Genomic DNA, 24,294 nt, shown 5'->3' with positions numbered 1-24,294 from the left:
CCCCCACCCCCTCAACCCCCCTCCACCGGCGACTCCGACCCCGCCAACCGACGCAACACCCCATAGGTCCGATTCGAACCCGCCGCCTCCCGCTGCGCCCGCGCCGTCACCTCGATATAGGCCTGCGACGACGTCACCGACGCATGCCCCAACAAATGCATGATCTCGGTGACCGACGCCCCATCCTCGGCCAACCGCGTCGCGAACGTATGCCGCAAAGCGTGCACCAACGTCCCCCGCGCCACCCGATCATGCACACCCGCATGCCGATAACACTGCTTCACCAGATACTGCAACCCACCCCGACGCAACCCCTCACCCCGGTTGTCCACCAACAACGGATCCCCACCCCGCACCACCCCGAACCGCACCCGACGCGACTCCAAATACCCCTCCAACAACACCTCCAACGGCACCTCGATCGGCAACACCCGCTCACCGCCGCCCTTACCCACCACCCGAATCCGCCGCTCACCCGAACGCCCACCCAACGAATCCACCCGCAACGACAACATCTCCGCCGACCGCATCCCCGTCAACAACGCCAACGCCAACACCGCCAGATCCCGCTCCGGCCACGGATCCCGCGCCCGACGCGCACCCCGCGCCAACGCCTCCAACAACCGCTCCGGCGTATCCTCACCCATCAACGGCTTAGGCGTCGAAGGCCGCACCCGAGGCCGCGGCACCGCCGACATCGGATTGCCCGCCACCACCTGCTCGGCCACCCAGAACCCGAAGAACCCGTTCCACGTCGACCAGGCCCGCACCACACTCGACGCCGCCCGCTCCTCACCGAAATCCGCGAACGCCTCCCGCAACACCCGCGACGTCAGATCCGACAACACCACCCCACCCGGATCCACACCCAACACCCGCGCCGCACACCCCGCCACACCCACCAGATCCCGCCGATAGGCCGCCACCGTATGCGGAGAGGGCTTGGCCGCCCGCCGCGCCACCAGATACCGCTCGATCGCCAGCTCCACCACCACAGCATCGCCACTCATACCCCATATCCTGCCCCCTGCCCACCCCACCCCGACCCCACGGGCACCACAAAGAAAAGGGCCCGACCCCAAGGCCGAACCCCACACGCACAACCACCGCCCGCTCACCCCAACACCGCACGCACCCCCCGCACGATCTCCACATCCTCCCGCGCCTCCACCACCCAACACCTCACCCCGGCCCCCACCGCCGAAATCTCACCCTCACCCACCAACCCCGCGTTGGCCACCTCATCCACCCCCACACCCAGAAAACCCAACCCCTCCGCACACCGCCCCCGCACCTGAGACGAACCCTCACCCACCCCACCCGTGAACACCAACGCGTCCACACCACCCAACGACGCCACCATCGACGCCACCGCCCCACGCAACCGATGCAGATACACCCCCACCGCCCTCACCGCCCGCGCCTCACCCCTTCGCTCAGCCTCCAACACCCGCCGCATATCCGCCGACCCCGCCAACGCCCACAACCCCGACTCGTGCTCCAACGCCCACGCGATCCGATCCACCCCCACCCCCGCGTGCTGCTGCAACCACAACACCAACCCCGGATCCACACTCCCCGAACGCGTCGCCATCACCAACCCCTCCAACGGCGTGAACCCCATCGTGGTATCCACCGACCTCCCACCCCGCACCGCCGCCAACGACGCACCCGCCCCCAAATGCGCCACCACCACCCGCTCCGCACCCGACCACTCACGCACCCGCCGCGACGCATACGCGTGCGAAAGCCCATGAAAACCGAACCGACGCACCCCCCACCGCGCCCGCCACTCCTCGGGCACCGCATACGTCGACGCCTCCACCGGCAACGACGCGTGAAACGCCGTATCGAAACACGCCACCGCCGGCACCCCCGGCAACACCCGCCCCACCACCTCGATCCCCGCCAACGACTTGGACTGATGCAACGGCGCCAACGACCCCAACTCCCGCAACCGCTCCACCACCCACCCCTCCAACCTCACCGGAGCCGTGAACTCCCCACCCCCGTGCACCACACGATGACCCACCGCGTCCACACGCCCCGCACCGGCCAGCGCCCGCTCCACCCGACGCTCATCCCACACACCGGCCTCCACCGGCACCGACTCCGACCACTCCACCACCCCATCGGAGCCCACCACACTCAACTTCACACTGCTGGACCCCGCGTTCACCACCAGAACCCGCATCAGTACGGCCACACCCACTCCCGCACCGGCTCCGGATCCTCCCCGAACTCCCGCGTATAGGCCCGCGCCCGCAACCGCTCGTCCACCATCCGCTGACGCACATGCGCCGCCCGCTCCGCCAACCCCGGAACCCGATCGATCACATCGACCACCAGATGGAACCGATCCAGATCGTTCAACATCACCATGTCGAACGGCGTCGTCGTGGTACCCCGCTCCTTGAACCCCCGCACATGCAGGTTCTCGTGACCCCGACGCCGATACGTCAACCGATGCACCAGCCACGGATACCCGTGAAAAGCGAAGATCACCGGACGCCGCGTCGTGAACAACGCCTCGTACTCGGCCTCGGGCAACCCATGCGGATGCTCACCCGCCGGCAACAACCGCATCAGATCCACCACGTTCACCACCCGCACCCGCAACTCCGGGAAATGACACCGCAACAGATCCACCGCCGCCAACGTCTCCAACGTCGGCACATCACCCGCGCACGCCAACACCACATCCGGCTCCACACCATCATCGGTACCGGCCCACTCCCAGATCCCGATACCCCGCGTACAGTGCGCCACCGCCTCATCCATCGGCAGATAGTCCAACGCCGGCTGCTTACCCGCCACCACCACGTTCACATAGTCACGCGAACGCAGACAATGATCGGCCACCGACAACAACGTGTTCGCGTCCGGCGGCAGATACACCCGCACCAACTCCGCCGGCTTGTTCAACACCACATCCAAGAACCCCGGATCCTGATGCGTGAACCCATTGTGATCCTGCCGCCACACATGCGACGACAACAGATAGTTCAACGACGCGATCGGAGCCCGCCACTCCAACCCCCGAGTCACCTTCAACCACTTCGCATGCTGATTGAACATCGAATCCACAATGTGCACGAACGCCTCATAGCAGTCGAACAACCCATGCCGACCCGTCAGCAGATACCCCTCCAACCAGCCCTGACACAGATGCTCACTCAACACCTCCATCACCCGACCACGAGGCCCCAGATGCTCATCACCCGGCTCCAACCGACCCCGCCACACCTTGTCCGTCGCCTCGTACACCGCCGACAACCGATTCGACGCCGTCTCATCCGGCCCCACGATCCGAAAACGATCCGGATTGGCCCGCACCACATCCCGTAGAAACCCGCCCAGCACACGCGTGGCCTCACTCGACCGCGCCCCATGCCCCTCGAACTCCACCGCGTAGTCTCGAAAATCCGGCAACGCCAACGGCCGCAACAACAACCCGCCATTGGCATGCGGATTCGCACTCATCCGCCGCCCACCCCGCGGCGCCAACACCCGCAACCCCTCCACCGGAGCACCCTGAGCATCGAACAACCCCTCAGGACCATAGGAGCGCATCCACCCCTCCAACAGCCGCAGATGCTCCGGATCCGACCTCACCCCCGCCAACGGCACCTGATGGGACCGCCACGTCCCCTCCACCGCCAGCCCGTCCACCTCCACCGGACCCGTCCACCCCTTGGGAGAACGCAACACCACCATCGGCCACACCGGCCGACCCCCCACACCACCCTCACGCGCCTCCCGCTGAATCCGCGCGATCTCCTCCAACGCCTCGTCCAACACCGACGCCATCCGCCGATGCATCACCTCCGGATCCGACCCCGACACCACCAACGGCCGATACCCGAACCCCTCCAACTGCTTGAGCAGCTCCTCCTCACCGATCCGCGCCAACACCGTCGGATTGGCGATCTTGTACCCGTTCAAATGCAGGATCGGCAACACCGCCCCATCGCCCACCGGATCCAAGAACTTGTTCGAATGCCACGACGCCGCCAACGGCCCCGTCTCGGCCTCACCATCACCCACCACACACGCCACCACCAGATCGGGGTTGTCCAACACCGCCCCGAACGCGTGCGCCAACGAATACCCCAGCTCCCCACCCTCATGAATCGACCCCGGCGTCTCCGGCGCCACATGCGAAGGGATCCCACCGGGAAACGAGAACCGACGGAACAACCGCCGCATCCCCTCCTCGTCCCACGTCACCTCCCGGTACACCTCGCTATAGGTGCCCTCCAACCACGCGTTGGCCACCGCCGCCGGCCCACCATGACCCGGACCCATCACATAGATCATGTTCAGATCACGCCGCCGGATCACCCGGTTCAGATGCGCATAACAGAAGTTCAACCCCGGCGTCGTACCCCAATGCCCCAACAACCGCGGCTTGATGTGCTCAGGAGCCAACGGCTCCCGCAACAACGGATTGTCCAACAGATAGATCTGCCCGACCGACAGATAGTTCGCCGCCCGCCAATAGGCGTCCAGCCCCGCCAGATCGTCCTCATGCTCCACGACCATCGACCCTCCCAGGACGAGGTGTTCACGGTGGGGGAGGACCGGACCCCGCCCACCCCACCCGAGGCCGACGCGTACACCCGATCCACGCCACCGTAACCGCCCACCCCCGAACCCCCGGACACCACACGAACCCGTGTCGCTGCCGCTAACCTGCCCCCATGACCACCGACCCCACCACCACGACACCACCATCACCCTCGAACCCCACCTGCCCGGCACACCCCTGGACACCCTCCACCGACAAGGAACCCTCACCCGCACCCAGGTCCAGGACGCCACCACCCACGTCCTGAACGCCCTGGCCCACACCACCGCGGGCCCCGCCACCAAAGCCCTGACCGCCCTCGACGAACCCCACCCCCTCTGGCGAGACCACACCACCTGGCCCCAAGCCCTGACCGCCCTCATCGACCGCCGCACCACCCGCTTCGCACACCCACTGCGCGCCGCCCTACCCGACCTGGACACCCTCCACGACGCCCTACGACGACGCCTGTCACACCTGCCCACCGAACCGCCCCGCATCGTCCACGGCGACCTGTGCCCGCCCAACATCCTGGCCACCGACCAGGACACCCCCACCGCCGTACTCGACTGGGGCTTCCTCACCACCGCCGCGGACCCCCTCTTCGACACCGCCACCGCGGCCGGCTTCCACGACATGTACGGACCCCACGCCCGAGAACACGACGACGCCCTGCTCACCCGCTGGACCGGCACCTCGGGCCCCGAACGCGAACGAGCGCTGCTGTACCGGGCCGCCTACGCCCTGATCAGCGCCAACGCCTACTCCGACACGGGGGAGGACGGCCACTTCCTCTGGTGTGTACGCACGTTCGAACGAGCCGACGTGCGCGCCGTTCTGGGGGTGTGAGGCACCCGCCCGATAGGGGAGAGGGGGCGAGGGAACATCTTCGACACCCCTGGTGACCTGCGATTTCTCCCCTTTTCCCTGGTGGGTGGCGCCGGCGCGGGGAGCCCTGGGGGATGAAGGACGGGGGAGGGGTGGATTCGTACAGATGTACACGACCCCAATGGGCGCGATCGCGACCATGGGCACACACGTTCGATGCGAGGCCGGGGCGGGCCGGCGCGAGAGCGGAGAGGGGTGGGGGTCAAGAGTGAAAGAAAAGGGACGTGCGCGCCATATCGGTCACGTGTCGCTCAAGGAGTGCAAAATGCTGCATAACACAGTTTATGCATGAAACATGGAGATACCGGGCCACCGAGAGGGGACCGCGCCCACCGAGAACACCCGCACAGGCCCCTCGACACCGAACACCACCCTCGACCCACCCGAGCCGCGCCCTGGAGAGCACACCCACCCCAGACCCGGGCACGAAAACGCAGGTCGGGCGCCTCACGGACACCATGGCGAACGCCGGGGTGGACTCGGGGCGCACAGGGAGAGCCACCGAGACGAGAACGCCCCGGCGAAACCCGGCCGCCGGGAAGACACCCACCGAGGCCGACCCGCTCGAGCCCTTCGCCCAGGAGCGCGTTCCCAGAGCGCCCCACAGAGCCCACCGGACACCAGAGGACCCTCGTCGACGCACCACCGCCGACACGACGACCCCACCGACGAAAACCCACGTCAGAGCGGGTGTACGCGTTCACGCCATGCACTCGCCGCCCACAGGCCGAAGATCCGACCTTGCCCCAGAGTCCGCTCAGGGACCAGGCTCGACTTCGGGGGCATCACGCCCGGCCACCGAACGCTCACAGCGCCCCCGTATCGACGCTACCGCGCCGCGGCCGACCGGCGCCGGCCCGTGCGATCTCCCTGTGGACGAACCGTGCGTCGATCCGACCGACGCGAGCGAACCCGGAGCACACCGGCCGTCCACCGAGCGCCCCCGATAGCCCTCGAGGAGCCGCTCGAAGGCCCTGGATGGCCCGCACAAGGCCCGCAGAACACGAAAACCCCTTCCCCGCAGGCGTTTCCGAATCGCCGATAATGCACATTATGTCAAGTAGAAGGTGTGGAAGGCCCTCCGCCACCACCGACACGCCCCCAACGGCCGCCTTTTCCGACCCTTCACCCCCAATGACCCCCACCACTCCACACCCCCGACCCACACCGACCGAGGAGCCCCACGCCGCCCAGGGCCCCTCCGGACACCACCCGGACTCCACACACCCGACGAAAACAAAGAGCGATGACGCGAGAACAATCAGCGACCACCGCTCGTCCCGACTCCCCCACGCCCGCACCGAACAGACGCGGCACCCCGACTCTCCTCCACACGCCCCCGACCCACAGGCTCCACCCGGTCGACCCCGGACCCCCGCCTCCCTCCAACGCATCGGTGGGCCCCTCCAGTGCGAGCCCCGCACCCGCCGGCCCCACCACCAGAACCACACCTCAACACGACGACGGCCCTACCCGACCGCATCGGCCCACCACACCGCCCCCACCACCACAGCGGCCACCACCAGAACCGCCACCAACGACAACCACCACCACGACCGCCCCGCGAACCGAGCCCACACCGTCTCCCCCACCACCGACAACCCCACACACCACAACACCGGCATCGACCACGACCAGGCCACACCCGCCACAGCCTGAAAACACACACCCACCGTCGCCGCGGACAACGCCACCGCCGACACCACCGCCCCCTCCCAAGGGCGCACCACCACCCCACGACGACGCGCGACCCACGACCGCGCCGCCGAACCACCACCGATGAGCACCGCCATCACCAACAAGAACAACGCCGCAAAGGAAGTGTCCTCGTACAACAACCCCAAAAACGCGAAGAAACCCGACACCATCATCACCACCCCCACCAACAAGGGGTAGAGGAACAGGAACCACACCCGCCCCGGCACCGAAAGAGCCGGATCGGACCGGTCGAGGACATCACTCATCGGGGGAACCTCCGCAGAACACGAAAAGGGCATCTCACCCCGTGCGATGCCCCCCACCACCCCCGAGTTCACCCTCCCCACCCGGACACGACGAAGCCCCCCGGACACGTCCACGAAGAACACACCCAGAGGGCCACCGAAACACACGGACCGGCCCCTCACGGCAACCGCAACCACCCCGTACACACCCTCAAACCCGCACCCGACCCCAACCGCTCCAACGCCGCCCGCTCCAACCGCGTCCCAGCCGACACGGCCCCCACATCCACCCGAGGAGACCCGAACACGAACCGGAACACATCCGACTCCCCCGGAACCCCCTCACCCACCAACCTGAACCGCCGCTGGAACCGCACGATATTCGACCCCTCCCCCAACACCTCCGCCCAGAACGGATCCAACAACCACGACGTACACGTCGCCACCACCGGATCGATCCCCAAATGATCCCGAGCGAACCCCCGCGCCCGCCCCAACGCCTCATCCACCACCGACGGATCCAACCCACCCGTCGGAATATGCAACCTCAACACCGGATCCCCCACACCCAACCCCGGACCCAACCCCGAAGCCTCCTCCGGCGAATACCACTCCACCACCCCCTGAGAACCCAACACCGCGGGCTCCAACTGCAAACCACCCACCCAGAACAACCGCCCCCGAAACTGCGCCGCCACCCACGCCGCCGTCTCCAACGACAACCGCCCGAACAACCACCGCGACCGCCGCACCTGCACACCCACATCGGCCAACGTCGCCACCGTCACCGACCGATCCACACCCAACGCCCCATGCCGCGCCAACTGCACCGGCACCCACGCCGCGAACGCGAACAACGACGCCACCCGCGCCCGCGCATCCTCCACCTCCACCAACGAAGGCCACCCACGCCACACACCCACCGGCAGATCGGCATCAGCGCACAACCGCCGACACATCAACTCCACCAACCACCACAACTCCACCGGACAACCCTCACCCGGCCACAACCCCTCCACCTCGACACGATCGCGCCCCTCCAACACGAACATGTCCAACACCCGCGCCGCCTCCACACCCGACGGCACCCTCAACCCCGACTCCGGCAACCCCTCCGCCGCCTCCAACCACGACCGCGCACCCTCATCCAAACCGAAACGTTCCACCACACGAGCACTATCCATCCCCACATCCTGGCCCCCACCCCACACCCGACGGAAGAGCCCACCCACCACAAGTGAGACCCGTCCCACAGAAGGGCATAGTGTGGAAAGCGCCCCCCACGACCACCACCACCGAAAACGAGGAACACCACCGATGTCCGACCCGGCGCAACTCCTACGCGACTGGATCGCCACCTACCACACCCCCACCACGTCGGTGGCCCACCTCCTCTGCGACCGCCACGACCCCCACACCACCGCCACCACCCAGATCGGCCCCACCCTCGAACCCACCACCCTCACCTACGGACAACTCCACCAAAAATCCACCACCCTCGCCGCAGGCCTCCACCACCTCGGCATCCGACCCGGCGACCGCATCGCCACCCTCATCCCCAAAGGCATCGACCTCACCATCACCGCCCTGGCCACCTGGAGACTCGGCGCCACCCTCGTCCCCCTCCTCACCTCCCTGGCCCCCTCCGCCATCCACCAACGCCTCACCGACTCAGGCACCACCCTCGTCATCGCCCAAGACGACTACCGCACCAAACTCGACCCCGGCCCCCACCAGACCACCCCACCCACCTGGCACACCGCCACCACCGGAACCCACCCACTCCGCGACGGCGACCACACCCTCCACACCCTCACCACCAGCGACCACACACCACCCCCCACACCCCCCACCACCGGCGACACCACCCTCGCCCTCGTCTACGTCTCCAACCTCATCGGCCCACCCCGCGGCGCACGCGTCCCCGTCCGCGCCCTGGCCGCCATGCACGCCTACCACCACTACGGTCTCGGCGTCACCGACGACGACACCTACTGGAACACCGCCGACCCCGGCACCGCCTACGGCCTCTACCACGGCCTCATCTCACCCCTCCTCGCCGGCCACACCTCCCTCGCCCTCCAAGCCGGCTTCTTCGACCCCGAACTCACCCTCGACGTCCTGGGCATGTACCAGGTCACCAACTTCGCCTCCGACCCCACCACCTACCGCACCATCCGCGCCGCCACCAAGACCCTCCCACCCGAGATCGTCGTCCAACGCCTCGCCAGCGCCGGAGAACCCCTCGCCCCCGACGTCATCGACTGGGCCACCGACCTCTTCGGCATCCCCATCCGCGACCACTACGGACAGACCGAACTCGGCTGGTGCGCCGGCATCCCCAACAACCCCGAACTCCCCCAAGCCGACGCCCCCCTACCCCCCGGCGCCATCGGCCCCGCCCTCCCCGGCTGGAACATCCACGTCCTCGACCCCATCGACGACCAACCCGCACCCCTGGGCGTCTACGGCCGCATCGCCATCGACCACACCACCAGCCCCCTCGACTGGTTCGAGGGCTACCACGGCTACGACGACACCCTCGACATCCGCCGCACACCCGACCACACCCACCACCTCACCGGCGACACCGGCATCATGGACCGCCAAGGCAACCTCCACTTCTCCACCCGCGACGACGGCGCCATCATCACCCGCAGCTACCGCATCGGCCCCACCGAGGTCGAGACCATCCTCACCTCACACCCCGCCGTCGACGAATGCGGCGTCTACGCCATCCCCGACCCCATCGCCGGACACCTCGTCGGCGCCCGCGTCGTCCTGGCACCCGACCACACCGGCGACCCCCACCTGGCCGACGAACTCCGCGACTGGGTCAGCACCCACCTGGCACCCCACGCCGCACCCCACACCATCGACTTCGTCGACGAACTCCCCCGCACCGCCTCCGGCAAGATGCGCAGAGCCCGACTCCCCTAGAACGTGTCCCCCTAGACCCCCCGACACCACGAAACCCCCGGGCCACACCCCCGGGGGTCCCTCCAACGTGTACACACCACCTCAGTGGTACGACCACATCACCATCCACGCCGACGAGAAATCCCCCACCTCCAGATCCCCACGCCGCACCGACCAGAACGGACACCCCACGAAATCCGGCTCATCCCGGAACCCGTACTGGCCCTGCGCCAACAACACCCACTCCCCGCCCTCCGTCGAAGGAGGATCCTGCGGCGAATACGCGTAACCCCCCAACAGAAGCTCCACCTGCGCCACACCCCTCCTCTCATCCCACTGATCCAACCGATACCGCCCATAGACCCCGCGCACACGCTCGTCCGCCGCCACCACGTCATCACACGCCATCGGCAGACTCCACAACGACCGGGCGAACAAAGACACCGGCTCGCCGTACACCGCCTCCCCGTCCTCGGGCACCCGCTCCTCCACCACCGCGTCCGCGCCCACGTACACCACGAACCCCGAGCCCCGCTCCGACTCGGGCCCCTCCGTGTCACGCCGATCGGCGAAGAACAACAGACTCCCCTCCGCCGGAAACGGGAAATCGAACACCCGCGGCAGAGCGGCGCAGTCCACCGACGCCACGAAGTCCGGATAGCCCTCCCACTCCACCTCCGCCGGAAGAGACGGCCACCCGCCATAACGTCCGGCCAGGACCGCGTCCGGCCCCGGCGAGGAACTCAACTCCACCTGGGGACGCGCCAACTCCAGAGCCAGCTCCACCGCCTCATCGGGAACACCACCCGCACGAGCCGCCGCACGATAAGCCTCGAAATCATCCATGCCGGACATGCTGTCGTATCCCCACGACACCCGCCCGCACACGAAGAGCGGGCCCGGCACACACCGGACCCGCCCCAGAACAGCCCTCTAGAGGCCCGCCCCGGCCTTCCGCAACAACAGATGCGCCTGCGAGAACCCACGCCGAGCATCCAACCCCGGAGCCATCACCAGACGCGCCTGCTCCACCAACCCCACAGCGGCGGCCTCGGCCAGCACGTGATCCACCCCGTACCGATACGCCATCGCCACCTGATGATCGAAGGTCTCCACCCCCGCACCCGGATCCTCATGACTCTGGAAGGCCACCATCAGATACCCCTCCGGAGCCAACACCCGCGCGAACTCCGCCATGATCACCGCCAACCGCTCCGGCGGAGAATGGATGATCGAATAGTTCGACACCACCCCCGCCAACGAGCCCCCCTCGACCTCCAGGGCCCCGATATCGCCCACCTCGAAGCGAATCCCCCCATGCCGAGTCCGGGCCAGCTCCACCAGCCCCTCCGACAGATCCACCCCGAAGGCCTCCACGCCCGAACCGCGCAGATACGCCGTCACATGACCCGGACCGCAACCGGCGTCCAACACCGGCCCACCCCCGGAGGCCGCCACCGACTTCGCCAGAACGTCGATCATCGACCGCCCCAACGGGTCGGACTCGAAGGCCCCCGCCGCGAAGTCCGCGTAGAGCTCGGAGATCATGCCATAGGAACGGGCCGCGCCCGTCTCGTGTACCGCCATGGACCACGACCCTAGACCCGCCCGCGCCGGGTCCGTGATCGCCCCCGGTGAGAGCCGTCGGATCCGCCGTGGCCCCTGTCGTGTTCAGCCCTGGCCGGTGACGACCTCGACCAGTTCGTCCACTCGCGCGGCCAGGGCCATGTCCTGGTCGGTCACGGCGCCTTCGGAGTGCGTGCTCAGGGTGAGCCGGACCGTGTCGTAGCGGATGTCGATGTCGGGGTGGTGGTCGGCCTGTTCGGCCGCCTGGGCCACCTCTTGGACCAAGGAGATGGCGGTCGGGAAGTCGGCCAGGCGTACGGTGCGGTGGATCAGGACCGCGTCGGGGTCCCATTCCCAGTCGGTGAGCCGTTCCAGACCGTCCCGGATCTGCTCTTCGCTGAGCCGGAGCATGTTTCCGCCCCCTTGTCGGTGCCGCTTGTGGTGCCAATCCGCGATTGGCCGGTTCCGGCCGATACCTACCCGGTCGGAGGCCGTCCCTCACCCGGCCGCTCCCCCGAGCGGACCCTGGTGTGGTCGGTGCGGCGGAGCCGCTCCTTATGTTTTGAGGTGCGCTTTTGGAATAAAAGCACCGCCGCCTGTACGACGTAGATTCTATACATGTCCTATTTTAGGAGCTTTCGGGATGCCTGGAACCTCCGTCCCACCCCGCACCCCGGCCCCCACTCGGTCTTGCCAAAACCCCCACCACGGCGGTTAGCTCGGTCCCACCCCCGCCCCACCCCCTCGGCGGACCCCCCGCCTCCCCTCGAAGAGCGAGCCCATGCCCCACGAGAAGCGCCGATCGCTTCGCGCCCGCATGATCACCCTGGTGCTCATCCCCAGCACCGCCCTGCTGGCCCTGTGGGCACTGCTCACCACCACCCTCGCCGGCGACATCGGCGACCTGCGCACCACCGCGACCCTCATCGAGGAGGTCGGCTCCCCCACCACCGACGTCATCGACCGGCTCCAAAGCGAACGCCGCGCCACCCTGGCCGCCCTCAACTCCCCCACCAGCAGCACCCACGGCCGACTCGACGAGGCCCGCGCCGCCACCGACCAGGCCGTCCTCACCCTGGACCGCTCCCTGAACGCCCAGGAAGGCGCCACCCTGCCCCGTCAGGCCACCGCCTTCCAGAACCACCTGACCTCGCTGGAGAACCACCGAGCCGAGGTCGACGCCCTCCCCCACGACGCCGACACCCTCACCCTGGCAGCCGGCCCCTACACCGAACTCATCGAAACCGGCCTACGCGTATGGGGCACCCTGGTCGAACGCGCCGACGCCACCCTCTCCCCCCACCTGCGCTCCCTGACCTCCCTCACCCGCACCCGCGAACTCCTCAACCGGCAGGACACGATCCTGGCCCACGCCGTGGCCACCAACGAGTTCACCGCCCAGGCCCACGCCGAATTCGCCGCGGCCGTGGGCGCCCAACGCCACACCTGGTCCCGGGTCGACGCCGAAGCCGGAGAAGAGGCCGGACGCGACTTCGTACGCCTGGACGGCTCCGCCCAGATGGAGACCGTCGAACTCCTCCAGGACACCGTCATCGCCACCCCCGGCCGAGAACACGGCTCCGGAGTGCCCGTCAACGCCCAGACCTGGCAGGGCGCGGCCGAGGCCCTGGACCGGCGCATGAGCGAGGTCGAACGGGAACGCCGCGACCACGTGGTCGCGTTGGGGCACCGACACGCCGCCGACCTGCGCGACCGTGCCCTGATCATCACCGTGCCGACCCTGCTGGTGGCCCTGGCCTCCGTCGGTGTGGCGGTGGTCGGCACCCAACGCCTGGGAGCGCGCCTTCAGGAACTGCGCACCCGGACCCTGGAACACGCCCGCGACCGTCTCCCCCGGGTCACCGCCCGACTCCGCGCCGGCCAGGAGGTCGACGTGGACGCCGAGGTCCCCCCGTTGAACGCGACCCACCACGACGAGATCGGCCAGGTCGCGTCGGCCTTCGACGACGCCCGCCGCGCCGCCGTGACCGCGGCGGTGGAGGAGGCCCGGGTACGCGCCGGGGTGCGGTACATGTTCCGCAACCTCGCCCGACGCACCCAGTCGTTGGTGCACCGCCAGCTCTCCCTCCTGGACCGGGTCGAACGCGAGGAGACCGACCCCCAGGTATTGGAGGCGCTGTTCCGCATCGACCACCTGAGCACCCAGATGCGGCGTAACGCCGAGAACCTGATGCTGCTGAGCGGCGACCGGCCCACCCGGCACGGCGCCGCCCCCGTGGGCCTGCACGAGGCGGTGCGGGCCTCGGCCGGTGAGATCGAGGACTACACGCGTGTCCAGGCGCGCGCCCTGCCCCCGGTGGCCCTGCGCGGCGGCGCCGGCGCCGATCTGGTGCGGCTGTTGGCCGAACTGTTGGAGAACGCGACCTCCTTCTCCCCTCCCGACACCCCGGTGATCGTGGAGGGCGACGTCGACGAGCGTGGAAGGTACCGGATCCTGGTCCGCGACCAGGGGCTGGGCATGACCGGGGAGCGCGCGGAGGCGGCCAACACGCTGCTGGCCGACCCGCCCCGGTTCGATCTGGCCCGGGTGCGGGACGACTCCCAACTGGGGTTGTACGTGGTGGCCGTGATCGCCGCCCGCCACGGCTTCCGGGTGCGTGTGGACTCCACCCCCGGAAGGGGCACCGTGGCCATGGTGGAGATCCCCGCCGACACGGTGGTCGAACCCGCCCACACCACCGGGCCGATGCGGGTGGGCCACCTGGGGGCCGCGCCCGCTCCGCCCTCCGACCGCGACGTCGCCCCCGCCCCGGCCCCCGTCCGGGTCGAGGACGAGGTCCCCGAACCACAGGCCCTACCCCCCTTGGAGGAGGGGCCCGACACCCACATGGGTCTGCCCCGACGACGCCGCCGCGTCGTCGCCGACCCCCCGCCCGCCTCCGACACCGCTACCGTCCCCCGCCGATCCCTGGACCAGATCCGCACGATGATGGGCGCCTTCCAGACCGGTACCGAACGGGCCCGCGCCCTATCGGACCGCGAAGGCGCCGACCCCGTCGAACAGACACACGATCAACACGAGCAGAACACGGAGAGGTGATCTCGATGTCGGTGAACACCGCCGCGCAGAACCCGGACGCGGGTTCGGCGATCCGGAGACTGGACTGGCTGATGGGCGACCTGGTGGCCCGGGTCGCCGGTGCCCGCAACGCCCTGTTGTCGTCCGCGGACGGCCTGGTACTGTCCCGCTCCCCCGAACTGGACCGGGACGGCGCCGAACGCCTGGCCGCCATCGCGGCCGGGTTCGCCAGCCTGGCGCGAGGCGCGCGCTCGGAGCTGGGGGCCGAGGAGGTCCGCCAGAGCGTGGTGGAGATGGACAGCGCGTTCTTCTTCGTGCTCTCCGCCGGTCAGGGCACACAGTTGGCGTTGATCACCGACGCCGACTGCGACATGGGACAGGCGGCGTTCGAGGTGAACCGTCTGGTGCGTCAGGTGGGGCCGCATCTGTCGGCGCTGCCACGCGGCCGCGTGGGCGAGGCGTGAACGTGTCCGCCTACGAGGAGGACGACCGGTCGGTGGAATCGAACCTGATCCGCCCCTATTCGCTCACCGGTGGGCGTACCCGCCCCTCGCGCGGCGATCTGACGGTGACCTCCCAGGTGGTGGCGGTCCCCTCGATGGGTTCGGCGGATCTGGACCCCGAGCTGGAGCTGATCCTGTCGGTGTGCGCGCGTCCGGTGTCGGTGGCCGAGGTGGCCTCGCGTGCCGGGCTCCCTCTGGGGGTGTTGCGGGTCCTGCTGTCGGACCTGCTGGACCAGGGGCGGGTGGTGGCGCACACCTCGCCCTGGGAGCACCGGCGACCGGACGCGGACACCCTGCGTTCGGTACTCGATGGAATCCGACGACTGTGAGGGGTGGACGATGGCAGGTCCCTGGACGGTGGTGGAGGGGGACCCGCCGGTTCCCGACACCTTGAAGATCGTGGTCGCCGGCGGGTTCGGGGCGGGCAAGACCACCCTGGTCTCGACGTTGAGCGAGGTCGAGTCGTTGCACACCGAGGAGATCATGACCTCGCGGAGTGTGGGCGTGGACGATCTGGCCGGGGTGGAGGACAAGACCACCACGACCGTGGCCCTGGACTTCGGGCGGATCACGTTGGACGCCTCGACCGTGGTGTACCTGTTCGGGACCCCGGGGCAGCGCAGGTTCTCCTACATGTGGGAGGAGCTCTCCCAGGGCGCTCTGGGCGCGATCGTGATCGCCGACACCCGACGGTTGGCGGACTCCTTCGATTCCATCGACTTCTTCGAGTCGCGTCGGTTGCCGTTCGTGGTGGCGGTGAACTGTTTCGACGGTCAGCGCACCCATCGCGCCGAGGACGTGCGTGTGGCGTTGGACCTGGCCGAGGAGGTGCCATTGTCGTTGTGCGACGCCCGGGACCGGGAGTCGGTCAAGGGCGTGCTGGTGGAACTGGTGGAGTTGGTGCTGCGGCTGGAGCTAGCCGGCGCCCAGGGCCCGCTGTAGGCGGTCGAGCAGGTCGTCGACGGGTCCGAGGGTGAACAGGCCCGAGGCGGCCCCGGCGTGTTCGCCGCGGGCCGCCTCCAGCGCCGTGCGGGCACGCAGCAGTGTCGGCCGTTCCCCCAGGGTCAGGGCGGCGTGGGCGAGCAGTCCCCAGTGGGCCTCCATGAGCAGCCCCGGGGCGGGGTCGGGGGTCCGGTCCAGAACCGAGGAGGCCCGTTCCGGCTGTTCGGAGGTGAGCAGGAGCGGATGGACCCAGGGCAGGTGCGGCCCCCAGTCGTCGACCCTCCCCGCCTCTCGCCGCCAGGGCAGACCATGGCGCACACGTAGACACAGCAGGGCCAAGGGGGCCAGGCCGCGTTCCAGGCCGGGCATGCCCGCCCCCTTGGTGCGTTCGGCGGCGGCCCGGTAGGCGCGGGCGACACGTTCGGGGTCCTGGCCGGTCAGATCCAGCCGCAGGGCCCGATACCAGTCGGTGAAGACCCCCACCAGCGGGCGTTCGTGGCGTCGGGCCAGCGCATCGGCCCGGTGGGCGTGATGGTCGGCCCCTTCGACGTCGGCGTGGGCGGCGTGGGTCTGGACGCCGATCAGGTGGCCCAGGATCTCGAAGGAGTCCAGGCCGTGGCGTTCGGACAGCTCCACCAGTTCCGTCCCGATCCGGCCGCGCCGCCGCGACAGCCCCGGACGGGAGAAGGTCTGCATCCAGCGGGCGTTGAGCGCGAAGACCGTCAGCGCCGGGTCGGCGAGGTCGCGGGCGATCCGTTCGGCCTCGGCGGCGGCCCGCGCCGGACGTTCACCACGGCTTCCCCGGGACTCCAGGGCCACGGTGGCCAGCAGACGCGCCCGCACGGTGGGGTGGACGGCCGAGCCCGCCTCGGCCAGGGCGTGTTCGGCTGCGCGGACCACCCGGGCGGCCTGCTCGGGATCGTCCGAACCGGTCCAGACGGCGGGCACGTCGTAGGCGCCGATGATCCGCGCGGTCAGGTCGACGTCACCGGAGGCCAGGGCGGCGTCGATGGTCTGGGAGCGTCGATCGCGGGCGGCGCGCAGCCCGTCGGCGCCGGTCAACGCCAGGGAGCGCAGCAGCCCCACCGTCGATTCCAGACGTGCCCGCGTACCGGGCCCCTTCTCATAGGCGCGGGCCGTGCTGTGCCAGAGCCGGTCGACGCGTTCGTCCTCGACCGGCGCCGTCCCGGTGGAGGAGAGACGGGGGTCGTGGTGTTCGCTCTGTTGGAGGATGTCCTGCTCCAACCGGCCCAACGCCCGTCCCGGATCCAGGCCCAGCCGGTCGGCGAGCAGGGTACGGGCACGTCGTAGGACGGCCAGAGCCTCGGCCTGACGGTCGGCGCGGTACAGGGCCGAGGCCAACAGGTGCCAGGCCTCCTCCCGCCAGGGGTGATCGGTGACGTGGGCGTCCAGGTCGGCGATCACCCGGCCGGTGGCGCCCCGGGCCAGACGCAGCCGGGCCAACTCCTCCACCGCACCCGAACGCGACTCCTCCAGCCGGGCCCGTTCGGCGCGGGCCCAACCGGTGTGGGCGACGTCGGCGTAGGCGGGGCCACGCCAGGCGTCCAGGGCCCGCTCCAGGGCGCCCTCGTCGGGCGGGCCCTGGACACCGGTGACGGTGCGTTCGAACACCAGGGCGTCGACCGCCTCCGGATCGGCGCGCAGGGCGTAGCCGGGGCCCTCGGTCACGAGCAGACGCGCGGGGGCACGAGGCGCCCGTTCGGGCTCCAGGGCACGGCGCAGGGCCGCCACGAAGGTGCGTACCGCGCTCGCCGCCCCCGCCGGAGAGCCCTCCTCCTCCCACAGGTCCTCGATGAGCGTGTCCAAGGGGACCAGACGACCGTGGGCCACCAGAAGACGGGCCAGGACCGCGCGGTGGCGCGGCCCCTTCAACGGCAGGCTCCGCCCCCGCTCGTCCCAGGCCCGTAGCGGCCCCAGGACACCGAAGCGCACCGTCACGGGCTCCCCCTCTCCCTCCCCCGGTGGCGGACACGGTCACCGTACCGCTTGCTCATCGAACGCTCATCGACGCTCGACACACTGATCGCACACCCATTCGAACGACCAGAGGGGTTCCATCATGGACACCGTCATCCCCGGCACCACCACACGACGCGTGAGCGTCGCCGAGGGCGTGGAGCTGAACGTGGCCGTCGGCGGCCACGGACCCGCCCTCGTCCTGCTGCACGGCTTCCCCCAGACCCACCTGATGTGGCGTCACGTGGCCGCCGACCTGACCGCGGACCACACCGTGATCTGCCCCGACCTGCGCGGCTACGGGGACAGCGACGCCCCCGAGGCCACCGGACCCCACACCTACTCCAAGCGCACCATGGCCACAGACGTCGTGGCTCTGGCCCACGCCCTGGGCCACGAGCGCTTCGCCCTGGTCGGACACGACCGGGGCGCGCTGGTGGCGATCCGCGCCGGCCTCGACCACCCCGAGACCATCACCCACCTGGGGATCCTGGACGTGCTGCCCGTCCCCCAGATGTGGGAGGCGCTGCGCGGCGTCCAAGGCGCGGTCGGCTTCCACCTGTACCTGATGGCCCAGGAACCGGACCTGCCCGAACGCATGATCCAGGCCGCGCCCGACACCTTCTTCGGCCACTTCCTGGACCTGTGGGGCCGCGACCCCGAGGCGATCCCGGCCCCCGTACGCCGGGCCTACCTGGACGCCTGCCGCCGCAACGTGCCCTCCATCGTCGCCGACTACCGGGCCTCGGCCGGCATCGACCTCGAACACGACCTGGCCGACCAGGAGGCCGGACACCGACTGTCGATGCCGGTGACCGTCCTCCAACAGGACTGGGGCGCCGCCCTGGGCTACGACGCCACCGCCCTGTGGCGGCCCTGGGCCCGAGACCTGCGGCACGCCACCGTCGACAGCGGCCACTTCATGGCCGAGGAGGACCCGGCCCTGATCGTGAAGGAACTCCGGGACCTGCTGCGCCGCTGAACCCCGCCCGCCCCGACGGTCAGTCGTGGACCCGGCGCACCCCGCGCCGGTCCACCGGCACGATCATCGGGGTGGCCGTCTCCGGGTCCTCGATGACCCGCACCGGCAACCCGAACACCTTCTCCACCAGATCGGCGGTGACGATCGTGGCCGGCTCGCCCTCGGCCACGATCGTCCCGTCCTTCATCACGATCAGATGGGTGGCGTAACGGCAGGCGTGGTTGAGATCGTGCAACACCGCCACCAGGGTGTGACCGCGCTCGGCGTGCAGATCGGCGCACAGATCGAGCATGTCCATCTGGTGGGCGATGTCCAGATAGGTGGTGGGCTCGTCCAACAACAGCAACGGCGTCTGCTGGGCCAACACCATCGCCAACCACACCCGCTGACGTTGACCGCCCGACAACTCGTCCACCGACCGGTCGGCCAACGCCGACACCCCCGTCGACTCCATCGCCTCGGCCACCACCGCCTCGTCCTGGGCCGACCACTGGCGCAGGAAACTCTGATGCGGGAAACGACCGCGCGCCACCAGATCGGCCACACCGATCCCGTCCGGGGCGATGGAGGTCTGCGGCAACAACCCCAACCGGCGCGCCACCTCCTTGGCCGGATAGGAACCGATGACCTGACCGTCCAACAGCACACTGCCCTCGGCCGGTTTGAGGGTGCGCGACAGGGCGCGCAACAGCGTCGACTTACCGCAGGCGTTGGGGCCCACGATCACGGTGAAGGAGTTGTCGGGGATGGTGACGGCCAGATCCCGGGAGATCACACGCTGGTCGTAGGCGAGTGTCAGGTCACGGCCGCTGAGACGGGCGTCTTGGGTCATCGTTCTCTTTCGGATGCGGATCGAAGGGGCGGGAACACCGGACGTCTCAGGCGCGTCCACCACGCCACTCGGTGTACAACAACCAGATGAGGTAGCCGCCGCCGATCACGGCGGTCACCACACCCACCGGCAACTGCGTGGGCGCCAGAGCGCGCAACGCCACCAGATCGGCCACCACCAGCAGAGTGGCGCCCATCAGCGCCGAACCCACCAGAGTGGTACCGCCGGTACGGGTAAGACGACGCGCCAACTGGGGCGCGGCCAGGGCCACGAAACCGATCGGACCGGCCACGGCGATGGCGGCCCCCGTCAGGGCGCTGGCCACGGCCAGCGCGATCACCTGCGTGGAACGGGTGGGCACGCCCAACCCGCGGGCGGTGTCCTCGCCCAACTCCATGAACCGCATCCGCCGACCCAACGCCAACAGGACCGGCGCCAACAACGCCACACCGATCCACACCGCGGCCGCCTCGCCCCAACCCCGGTTGTTGAGGCTGCCGATCATCCAGATCTGAGCGCCCAGGGCGTCGGTCAGATCGGCGCGGGTCATCATGTAGTCGCGCACCGACGCCAACATCGCCGAGACACCGATACCGACCAGCACCAACCGGTAGCCCTGGACCCCGTTGCGCATCGCCAACAGATAGACGACCGCGGCGGTCACCAACCCCCCGGCGATCGCCCCCAGAGAGACCACCACCCGGCTCGCGCCCACCACCAGGATGGCGAAGACCGCCCCGGTCGCCGCCCCCGAGGTGAACCCGATGATGTCGGGGCTGCCCAGGGCGTTACGCGACAGGCTCTGGAAGACGGCTCCGGCGATGCCCAGGGCCGCGCCCACACCGATCGCGGTCAACGCGCGGGGCAGGCGCACCCCTTGGACGAAGAACACGTCCAGACGTTCACCCTGACCGATCAGGGCGCCGGGCACCACCGGCAGGGGGATCTCGTAGTCGCCCACCGACACCGACACCACCAGGGTGACGAAGGTGACCGCGACCAGGGCCAGACAGACCACGAGGGTGCGCGGCCGCATCAGGAACGACAGCCGCCCCTTGGGGCTGCGCCAGGCCAGGGTGTCACGAGGCCGGAACGGCGCGGCCGTGTCGGGACGTGCGGAGGTCAGGGTCTCGTTCACAGCTGGGCCATCCTCTTCGTGCGGACCAGGGCGATGAACAGCGGCGCCCCGACCAGAGCGGTGATGATGCCGACCTCCAACTCCGCGCCCGGCAGGACCACGCGTCCGACCGTGTCGGCGGCGGTGAGCAGGACGGCCCCCAGGACGGCGGAGTAGGGCAGCAGCCAGCGTTGGTCGGGGCCGGTGATGATCCGGGCCACGTGCGGGATGATCAGCCCCACGAACCAGATCGGCCCGGCCGCGGCGGTTGCCGCCCCGCACAGCAGGATGACGGCCACGGCGGTGGCGGTCCTGATCAAGGGGATGCGGGCGCCCAGGGTGGCCGCCAGGTCGTCGCCCAGGGCGATCGTGTTGAGCGAGGGGCCCAGGGCCAGGGTGAGGACGATGCCCAGGACCAGGAAGGGCATCACCTGCCAGAACACGTCCAGGTCGCGTCCGGTCAACGAGCCCACCTGCCAGAAGCGGATGCGGTCGAAGACGAAGTCGTTGAGGACGATCACGCCGTGGACGAGCCCTTGCAGGACCGCGGCCATCGCCGTTCCGGCCAGGGCCAGACGGACCGGGGTGGCGGCGGAGCGGCCGCGCGAACCCAACGCGTAGACGGCCACGGCCGCCACCGCCGCGCCGATGAACGCGGGCCAGACCAGACCGGCCCCGCCCATGCCGAAGAGGAACACCGCGATGACCACGGCGGCGGCCGCCCCGGAGTTGACGCCCAGGATGCCGGGTTCGGCCAGCGGGTTGCGGGTGAGCGCCTGCATGAGGGCGCCGGCCAGCCCCAGGGCGGCACCGACGAAGATCCCGATGATGGTGCGGGGGACGCGCAGGGTGAGGATGACGTTGTGGTCGTAGCCGCCGTCGTGGGCGGTCAGGGCGGCCCAGACCTCGGCCACGGGGATCGGTTTGGCTCCCACGGTGATGCTCAGCAGAGCGCAGACGAGCAGGGCCCCCAGGGCGAGGAGCAGGCCCACGGGGCGTAGGGCACGTCTGGTTCGTGTGGGGCGTGTCGGTGTGGGAGCGCGCAGGACCACGGCTTTCCCGTTCGTTGTGCGAGGACGGTTATGGGTGGTGACGATGGGGGACGGATCATGCTTTTCGGCCATCTACCCGACGAACACCACCGAGCCAGGTTAGCCTTACCTACATCATGTTCGCACGGAAGGGTCCCGACACGATGCCCCACCCCCTCGGCCCGCTCCGGGCCGCCACCGTGTTCACCCTGGCGGGAGCACTCACCCTGACCGGCTGCGCCACCGACGGAACACCCACCGCCGCCCCCGAAGGCCCGACCCGCACCGTCCAGGCCGCCAACGGCACCGTGACCATCCCCACCGCGCCCGAACGCGTCGCCGTCCTATGGCGCCCCACCCTGGCCGCCGCCACCGCGCTGGGCCACGAACCCGTCGCCACCATGGCCTCACCCGGCTCCCCCGACCAGGGCCTGACCCCCTTCCTACCCGACCACATCGACGGCGCCGACCTACGACCCGTCACCTCCTCCCCCGCCGAGGACGACGTCGACATCGAGGCGCTCGCCACGAGCGACCCGGACCTGATCATCGGCGTGAGCACCCCGGTCGGCGCCCAGACCGCCCTCCTCGACCCCCTGGAGGTCATCGCCCCCACCGTCCTCCTGGAATGGGAGGGCACCGGCTCCTGGCGCCGACACCTGGAGGAGGTCGCCGAGATCCTGAACGCCGCCGACGCCGCCGAGGAGACCGTCGAGGCCTACGACACCGCCCTCGAGCGGGCCCGCGCCGAACTCCGGGAGGCCGGGGTGGTCCCCGAGGAGACCGAACTCTCCCTGATCCGCCTCCAGAGCGAGACCGAGATCCGCCTGGAGACCCCCGACTCCTTCGCCGGACAGGTCGTCGACGACCTCGGCTTCGCCCGCCCCGACGCACAACTGGAGGGCGAGGGCGACACCGACTTCGTCCCCCTGGGCTACGAACACCTCGAACGAGGCGACGGCGACGCGGTGTTCGTCCTGGTCGGCTCCGGCTTCCCGGACGCCCCCGACACCTTCTCCGACGGGGTCTGGTCCCACCTGGAGGCGGTCCGAGAGCGGAACCTGTACCGGGTCGACCAGGACGTGTGGGGCGCGGCCAATCACCACGCCGCGCTCCGTGTGATCCAGGACGTCACCGACGCCCTGACCGGCCGGACCGAACCGGCCGTATGAGCGGCCACGGCGCGGACCTCAGGCGAAGACGTCCCAGCCCATCCGGACCAGCAGCGCCAGCACCACCACCAACAGCACGGCGCGGATGAACCCCGCGCCCCGCCGCAGGGCCATGCGGGCGCCGATCTGCGCCCCCAGCGTGGTGCACACCGCCAGCCCCAGACCCAACAGCCAATCGACATGACCGCCGAACGCGAAGACCGTCAGCGCCCCGAGGTTGGTGCACACGTTCACGATCTTGGCCGAGGCCGAGGCCTGGAGGAAGTCCATGCCCAGCACCGCGGTGAAGGCGATGATGAGGAACACCCCGGTTCCGGGCCCCACCACGCCGTCGTAGAAGGAGATCGCCACCCCGGCCAGCGCCAGCGTCGCCAGGAGACGGTTGCGACTACGGGGACGCGGATCGGGAGAGGCCCCCATGGAGGGGCGCAGGACCACCATCAGGGCCACCCCGGCCAGGACGACCATGATGATGGGTTTGAGCACGTCGGCGGTGAGGGCGGTGGCCAGGGCGGCGCCCAGGCCGGAGCCGAGCAACGCCAGTCCGGCCGTGGGAAGGACCACGCTCCGGTCCACGCGCACCTTGCGCGCGTAGGCGATGGCGGCGGAGGCGGTGCCGAAGACGGCGCCGAGCTTGTTGGTGCCCAGCAGGGTGGCCAGGGGGGTCGTGGGGGCGGCGACCATCAGGGCGGGCAGCAGGAGCAGGCCCCCTCCCCCGACGACGGCGTCGACCCAACCGGCGGCGACGGCGGCCGTCAGCAGCAGGCCGAGGATCTCGGGGGCCATTACCGGAACGGTCCATCGATAGAGGG

At 69.6% G+C, this 24,294-nt stretch carries 21 protein-coding genes; 8 read left to right on the top strand and 13 right to left on the bottom strand.

All coding sequences use genetic code 11. From position 1 onward, the window contains the following. Nucleotides 1–11: 11 nt before the first annotated feature. From D451_RS0113510 to D451_RS0113500, 3 genes are all read right to left on the bottom strand, one after another. Nucleotides 12–1,010 carry a tyrosine-type recombinase/integrase gene (locus D451_RS0113510; RefSeq protein ID WP_017534812.1) on the bottom strand — a complete coding sequence of 333 codons (999 nt, stop codon included), beginning with the start codon at nucleotides 1,008–1,010 and terminating at the stop codon, nucleotides 12–14. A 104-nt stretch (nucleotides 1,011–1,114) separates the two neighbouring features. Beyond that, nucleotides 1,115–2,194, bottom strand: a complete 1,080-nt coding sequence (locus tag D451_RS0113505; RefSeq protein ID WP_026125052.1) for an acetate/propionate family kinase — start codon at nucleotides 2,192–2,194, stop codon at nucleotides 1,115–1,117. After that, nucleotides 2,194–4,545: a phosphoketolase family protein gene (locus D451_RS0113500; RefSeq protein ID WP_017534810.1), complete on the bottom strand. Its 2,352-nt coding sequence runs from the start codon at nucleotides 4,543–4,545 to the stop codon at nucleotides 2,194–2,196. The genes D451_RS0113505 and D451_RS0113500 overlap by 1 nt, the downstream gene beginning before the upstream one ends. 133 nt (nucleotides 4,546–4,678) lie before the next feature. Between D451_RS0113500 and D451_RS0113490 the strand changes: the two genes are divergently transcribed. Beyond that, complete coding sequence (locus D451_RS0113490; protein ID WP_017534808.1) at nucleotides 4,679–5,419, top strand: phosphotransferase; 741 nt, start codon at nucleotides 4,679–4,681, stop codon at nucleotides 5,417–5,419. 1,508 nt (nucleotides 5,420–6,927) lie between these two features. On the opposite strand, the gene D451_RS28815 is transcribed toward D451_RS0113490, so the two are convergent. Together D451_RS28815 and D451_RS0113480 are read right to left on the bottom strand one after the other, a co-directional pair. Further along, on the bottom strand, nucleotides 6,928–7,494 hold the full coding sequence (locus D451_RS28815) for a hypothetical protein (RefSeq protein WP_161628223.1): 567 nt from the start codon (nucleotides 7,492–7,494) through the stop codon (nucleotides 6,928–6,930). An 86-nt stretch (nucleotides 7,495–7,580) separates the two neighbouring features. Further along, the gene (locus D451_RS0113480; protein ID WP_026125050.1) at nucleotides 7,581–8,585 is read right to left on the bottom strand and encodes an acyltransferase domain-containing protein; all 1,005 of its coding nucleotides are present in this window, start codon (nucleotides 8,583–8,585) and stop codon (nucleotides 7,581–7,583) included. Between the two features lie 133 nt (nucleotides 8,586–8,718). On the opposite strand from D451_RS0113480, the gene D451_RS0113475 reads away from it, so the two are divergent. Then, nucleotides 8,719–10,341, top strand: a complete 1,623-nt coding sequence (locus tag D451_RS0113475) for an AMP-binding protein (RefSeq protein ID WP_026125049.1) — start codon at nucleotides 8,719–8,721, stop codon at nucleotides 10,339–10,341. 81 nt (nucleotides 10,342–10,422) lie between these two features. Here the strand turns inward: D451_RS0113475 and D451_RS0113470 are convergent, their stop codons facing one another. The 3 genes from D451_RS0113470 to D451_RS0113460 all read right to left on the bottom strand — a co-directional run bounded on the left by D451_RS0113470 (nucleotide 10,423) and on the right by D451_RS0113460 (nucleotide 12,297). After that, nucleotides 10,423–11,166, bottom strand: a complete 744-nt coding sequence (locus D451_RS0113470; protein WP_081616080.1) for a DUF1963 domain-containing protein — start codon at nucleotides 11,164–11,166, stop codon at nucleotides 10,423–10,425. Between the two features lie 87 nt (nucleotides 11,167–11,253). Beyond that, a complete protein-coding gene (locus tag D451_RS0113465; protein WP_017534803.1) occupies nucleotides 11,254–11,907 on the bottom strand; it encodes a class I SAM-dependent DNA methyltransferase in 654 nt (217 codons plus the stop codon). Nucleotides 11,908–11,991: 84 nt separating this feature from the next. Continuing rightward, nucleotides 11,992–12,297: a 4a-hydroxytetrahydrobiopterin dehydratase gene (locus D451_RS0113460; protein WP_014911960.1), complete on the bottom strand. Its 306-nt coding sequence runs from the start codon at nucleotides 12,295–12,297 to the stop codon at nucleotides 11,992–11,994. Between the two features lie 370 nt (nucleotides 12,298–12,667). Between D451_RS0113460 and D451_RS0113455 the strand changes: the two genes are divergently transcribed. Genes D451_RS0113455 through D451_RS0113440 form a run of 4 tightly spaced genes read left to right on the top strand, consistent with a single transcriptional unit; the run spans nucleotide 12,668 to nucleotide 16,371 of the window. Beyond that, on the top strand, nucleotides 12,668–14,947 hold the full coding sequence (locus D451_RS0113455) for a sensor histidine kinase (protein ID WP_026125047.1): 2,280 nt from the start codon (nucleotides 12,668–12,670) through the stop codon (nucleotides 14,945–14,947). Nucleotides 14,948–14,952: 5 nt separating this feature from the next. After that, on the top strand, nucleotides 14,953–15,390 hold the full coding sequence (locus tag D451_RS0113450) for a roadblock/LC7 domain-containing protein (protein WP_014908907.1): 438 nt from the start codon (nucleotides 14,953–14,955) through the stop codon (nucleotides 15,388–15,390). Between the two features lie 2 nt (nucleotides 15,391–15,392). Beyond that, nucleotides 15,393–15,758 (top strand): DUF742 domain-containing protein, encoded by a 366-nt coding sequence (locus D451_RS26500; RefSeq protein ID WP_014910541.1) that lies wholly within the window; start codon nucleotides 15,393–15,395, stop codon nucleotides 15,756–15,758. A 10-nt stretch (nucleotides 15,759–15,768) separates the two neighbouring features. Continuing rightward, a complete protein-coding gene (locus D451_RS0113440; protein WP_014911430.1) occupies nucleotides 15,769–16,371 on the top strand; it encodes a GTP-binding protein in 603 nt (200 codons plus the stop codon). Here the strand turns inward: D451_RS0113440 and D451_RS0113435 are convergent. Then, entirely contained in the window at nucleotides 16,345–18,330 is a 1,986-nt protein-coding gene (locus D451_RS0113435; RefSeq protein WP_017534800.1) for an AfsR/SARP family transcriptional regulator, read from the bottom strand. The two genes, D451_RS0113440 and D451_RS0113435, sit on opposite strands and share 27 nt — an antisense overlap. Before the next feature lie 121 nt (nucleotides 18,331–18,451). On the opposite strand from D451_RS0113435, the gene D451_RS0113430 reads away from it, so the two are divergent. Beyond that, on the top strand, nucleotides 18,452–19,330 hold the full coding sequence (locus D451_RS0113430) for an alpha/beta fold hydrolase (protein ID WP_017534799.1): 879 nt from the start codon (nucleotides 18,452–18,454) through the stop codon (nucleotides 19,328–19,330). Between the two features lie 19 nt (nucleotides 19,331–19,349). On the opposite strand, the gene D451_RS0113425 is transcribed toward D451_RS0113430, so the two are convergent. From D451_RS0113425 to D451_RS0113415, 3 genes are read right to left on the bottom strand one after another with little or no spacing between them, the layout of a single operon-like run. Next, nucleotides 19,350–20,162: an ABC transporter ATP-binding protein gene (locus D451_RS0113425; protein ID WP_017534798.1), complete on the bottom strand. Its 813-nt coding sequence runs from the start codon at nucleotides 20,160–20,162 to the stop codon at nucleotides 19,350–19,352. Nucleotides 20,163–20,208: 46 nt separating this feature from the next. Next, complete coding sequence (locus D451_RS0113420) at nucleotides 20,209–21,300, bottom strand: FecCD family ABC transporter permease (protein ID WP_014912532.1); 1,092 nt, start codon at nucleotides 21,298–21,300, stop codon at nucleotides 20,209–20,211. Beyond that, nucleotides 21,297–22,331 (bottom strand): FecCD family ABC transporter permease, encoded by a 1,035-nt coding sequence (locus tag D451_RS0113415; protein ID WP_026125044.1) that lies wholly within the window; start codon nucleotides 22,329–22,331, stop codon nucleotides 21,297–21,299. Before D451_RS0113415 ends, D451_RS0113420 begins: the two co-directional genes overlap by 4 nt. Before the next feature lie 116 nt (nucleotides 22,332–22,447). On the opposite strand from D451_RS0113415, the gene D451_RS0113410 reads away from it, so the two are divergent. Then, complete coding sequence (locus D451_RS0113410) at nucleotides 22,448–23,482, top strand: ABC transporter substrate-binding protein (protein ID WP_017534797.1); 1,035 nt, start codon at nucleotides 22,448–22,450, stop codon at nucleotides 23,480–23,482. An 18-nt stretch (nucleotides 23,483–23,500) separates the two neighbouring features. On the opposite strand, the gene D451_RS0113405 is transcribed toward D451_RS0113410, so the two are convergent. Next, complete coding sequence (locus D451_RS0113405; protein WP_017534796.1) at nucleotides 23,501–24,268, bottom strand: TSUP family transporter; 768 nt, start codon at nucleotides 24,266–24,268, stop codon at nucleotides 23,501–23,503. Nucleotides 24,269–24,294 lie beyond the last annotated feature (26 nt).

It is taken from the genome of Nocardiopsis alba DSM 43377 (genome assembly GCF_000341225.1).
GTDB classification, from domain to species: Bacteria; Actinomycetota; Actinomycetes; order Streptosporangiales; family Streptosporangiaceae; genus Nocardiopsis; species Nocardiopsis alba.
The sequence above is the reverse complement of the archived record's forward strand: the minus strand, read 5'-3'. Positions and strand labels throughout refer to the sequence as shown.

What these genes read in the sequence shown, in the direction of transcription:
- D451_RS0113510 (WP_017534812.1), bottom strand. Translation starts at nt 1,010, where the DNA reads ATGAGTGGCGATGCTGTGGTGGTGGAGCTGGCGATCGAGCGGTATCTG.
- D451_RS0113505 (WP_026125052.1), bottom strand. Translation starts at nt 2,194, where the DNA reads ATGCGGGTTCTGGTGGTGAACGCGGGGTCCAGCAGTGTGAAGTTGAGT.
- D451_RS0113500 (WP_017534810.1), bottom strand. Translation starts at nt 4,545, where the DNA reads ATGGTCGTGGAGCATGAGGACGATCTGGCGGGGCTGGACGCCTATTGG.
- D451_RS0113480 (WP_026125050.1), bottom strand. Translation starts at nt 8,585, where the DNA reads ATGGATAGTGCTCGTGTGGTGGAACGTTTCGGTTTGGATGAGGGTGCG.
- D451_RS0113475 (WP_026125049.1), top strand. Translation starts at nt 8,719, where the DNA reads ATGTCCGACCCGGCGCAACTCCTACGCGACTGGATCGCCACCTACCAC.
- D451_RS0113470 (WP_081616080.1), bottom strand. Translation starts at nt 11,166, where the DNA reads ATGGATGATTTCGAGGCTTATCGTGCGGCGGCTCGTGCGGGTGGTGTT.
- D451_RS0113465 (WP_017534803.1), bottom strand. Translation starts at nt 11,907, where the DNA reads ATGGCGGTACACGAGACGGGCGCGGCCCGTTCCTATGGCATGATCTCC.
- D451_RS0113460 (WP_014911960.1), bottom strand. Translation starts at nt 12,297, where the DNA reads ATGCTCCGGCTCAGCGAAGAGCAGATCCGGGACGGTCTGGAACGGCTC.
- D451_RS0113455 (WP_026125047.1), top strand. Translation starts at nt 12,668, where the DNA reads ATGCCCCACGAGAAGCGCCGATCGCTTCGCGCCCGCATGATCACCCTG.
- D451_RS0113450 (WP_014908907.1), top strand. Translation starts at nt 14,953, where the DNA reads ATGTCGGTGAACACCGCCGCGCAGAACCCGGACGCGGGTTCGGCGATC.
- D451_RS0113440 (WP_014911430.1), top strand. Translation starts at nt 15,769, where the DNA reads ATGGCAGGTCCCTGGACGGTGGTGGAGGGGGACCCGCCGGTTCCCGAC.
- D451_RS0113430 (WP_017534799.1), top strand. Translation starts at nt 18,452, where the DNA reads ATGGACACCGTCATCCCCGGCACCACCACACGACGCGTGAGCGTCGCC.
- D451_RS0113425 (WP_017534798.1), bottom strand. Translation starts at nt 20,162, where the DNA reads ATGACCCAAGACGCCCGTCTCAGCGGCCGTGACCTGACACTCGCCTAC.
- D451_RS0113410 (WP_017534797.1), top strand. Translation starts at nt 22,448, where the DNA reads ATGTTCGCACGGAAGGGTCCCGACACGATGCCCCACCCCCTCGGCCCG.
- D451_RS0113405 (WP_017534796.1), bottom strand. Translation starts at nt 24,268, where the DNA reads ATGGCCCCCGAGATCCTCGGCCTGCTGCTGACGGCCGCCGTCGCCGCC.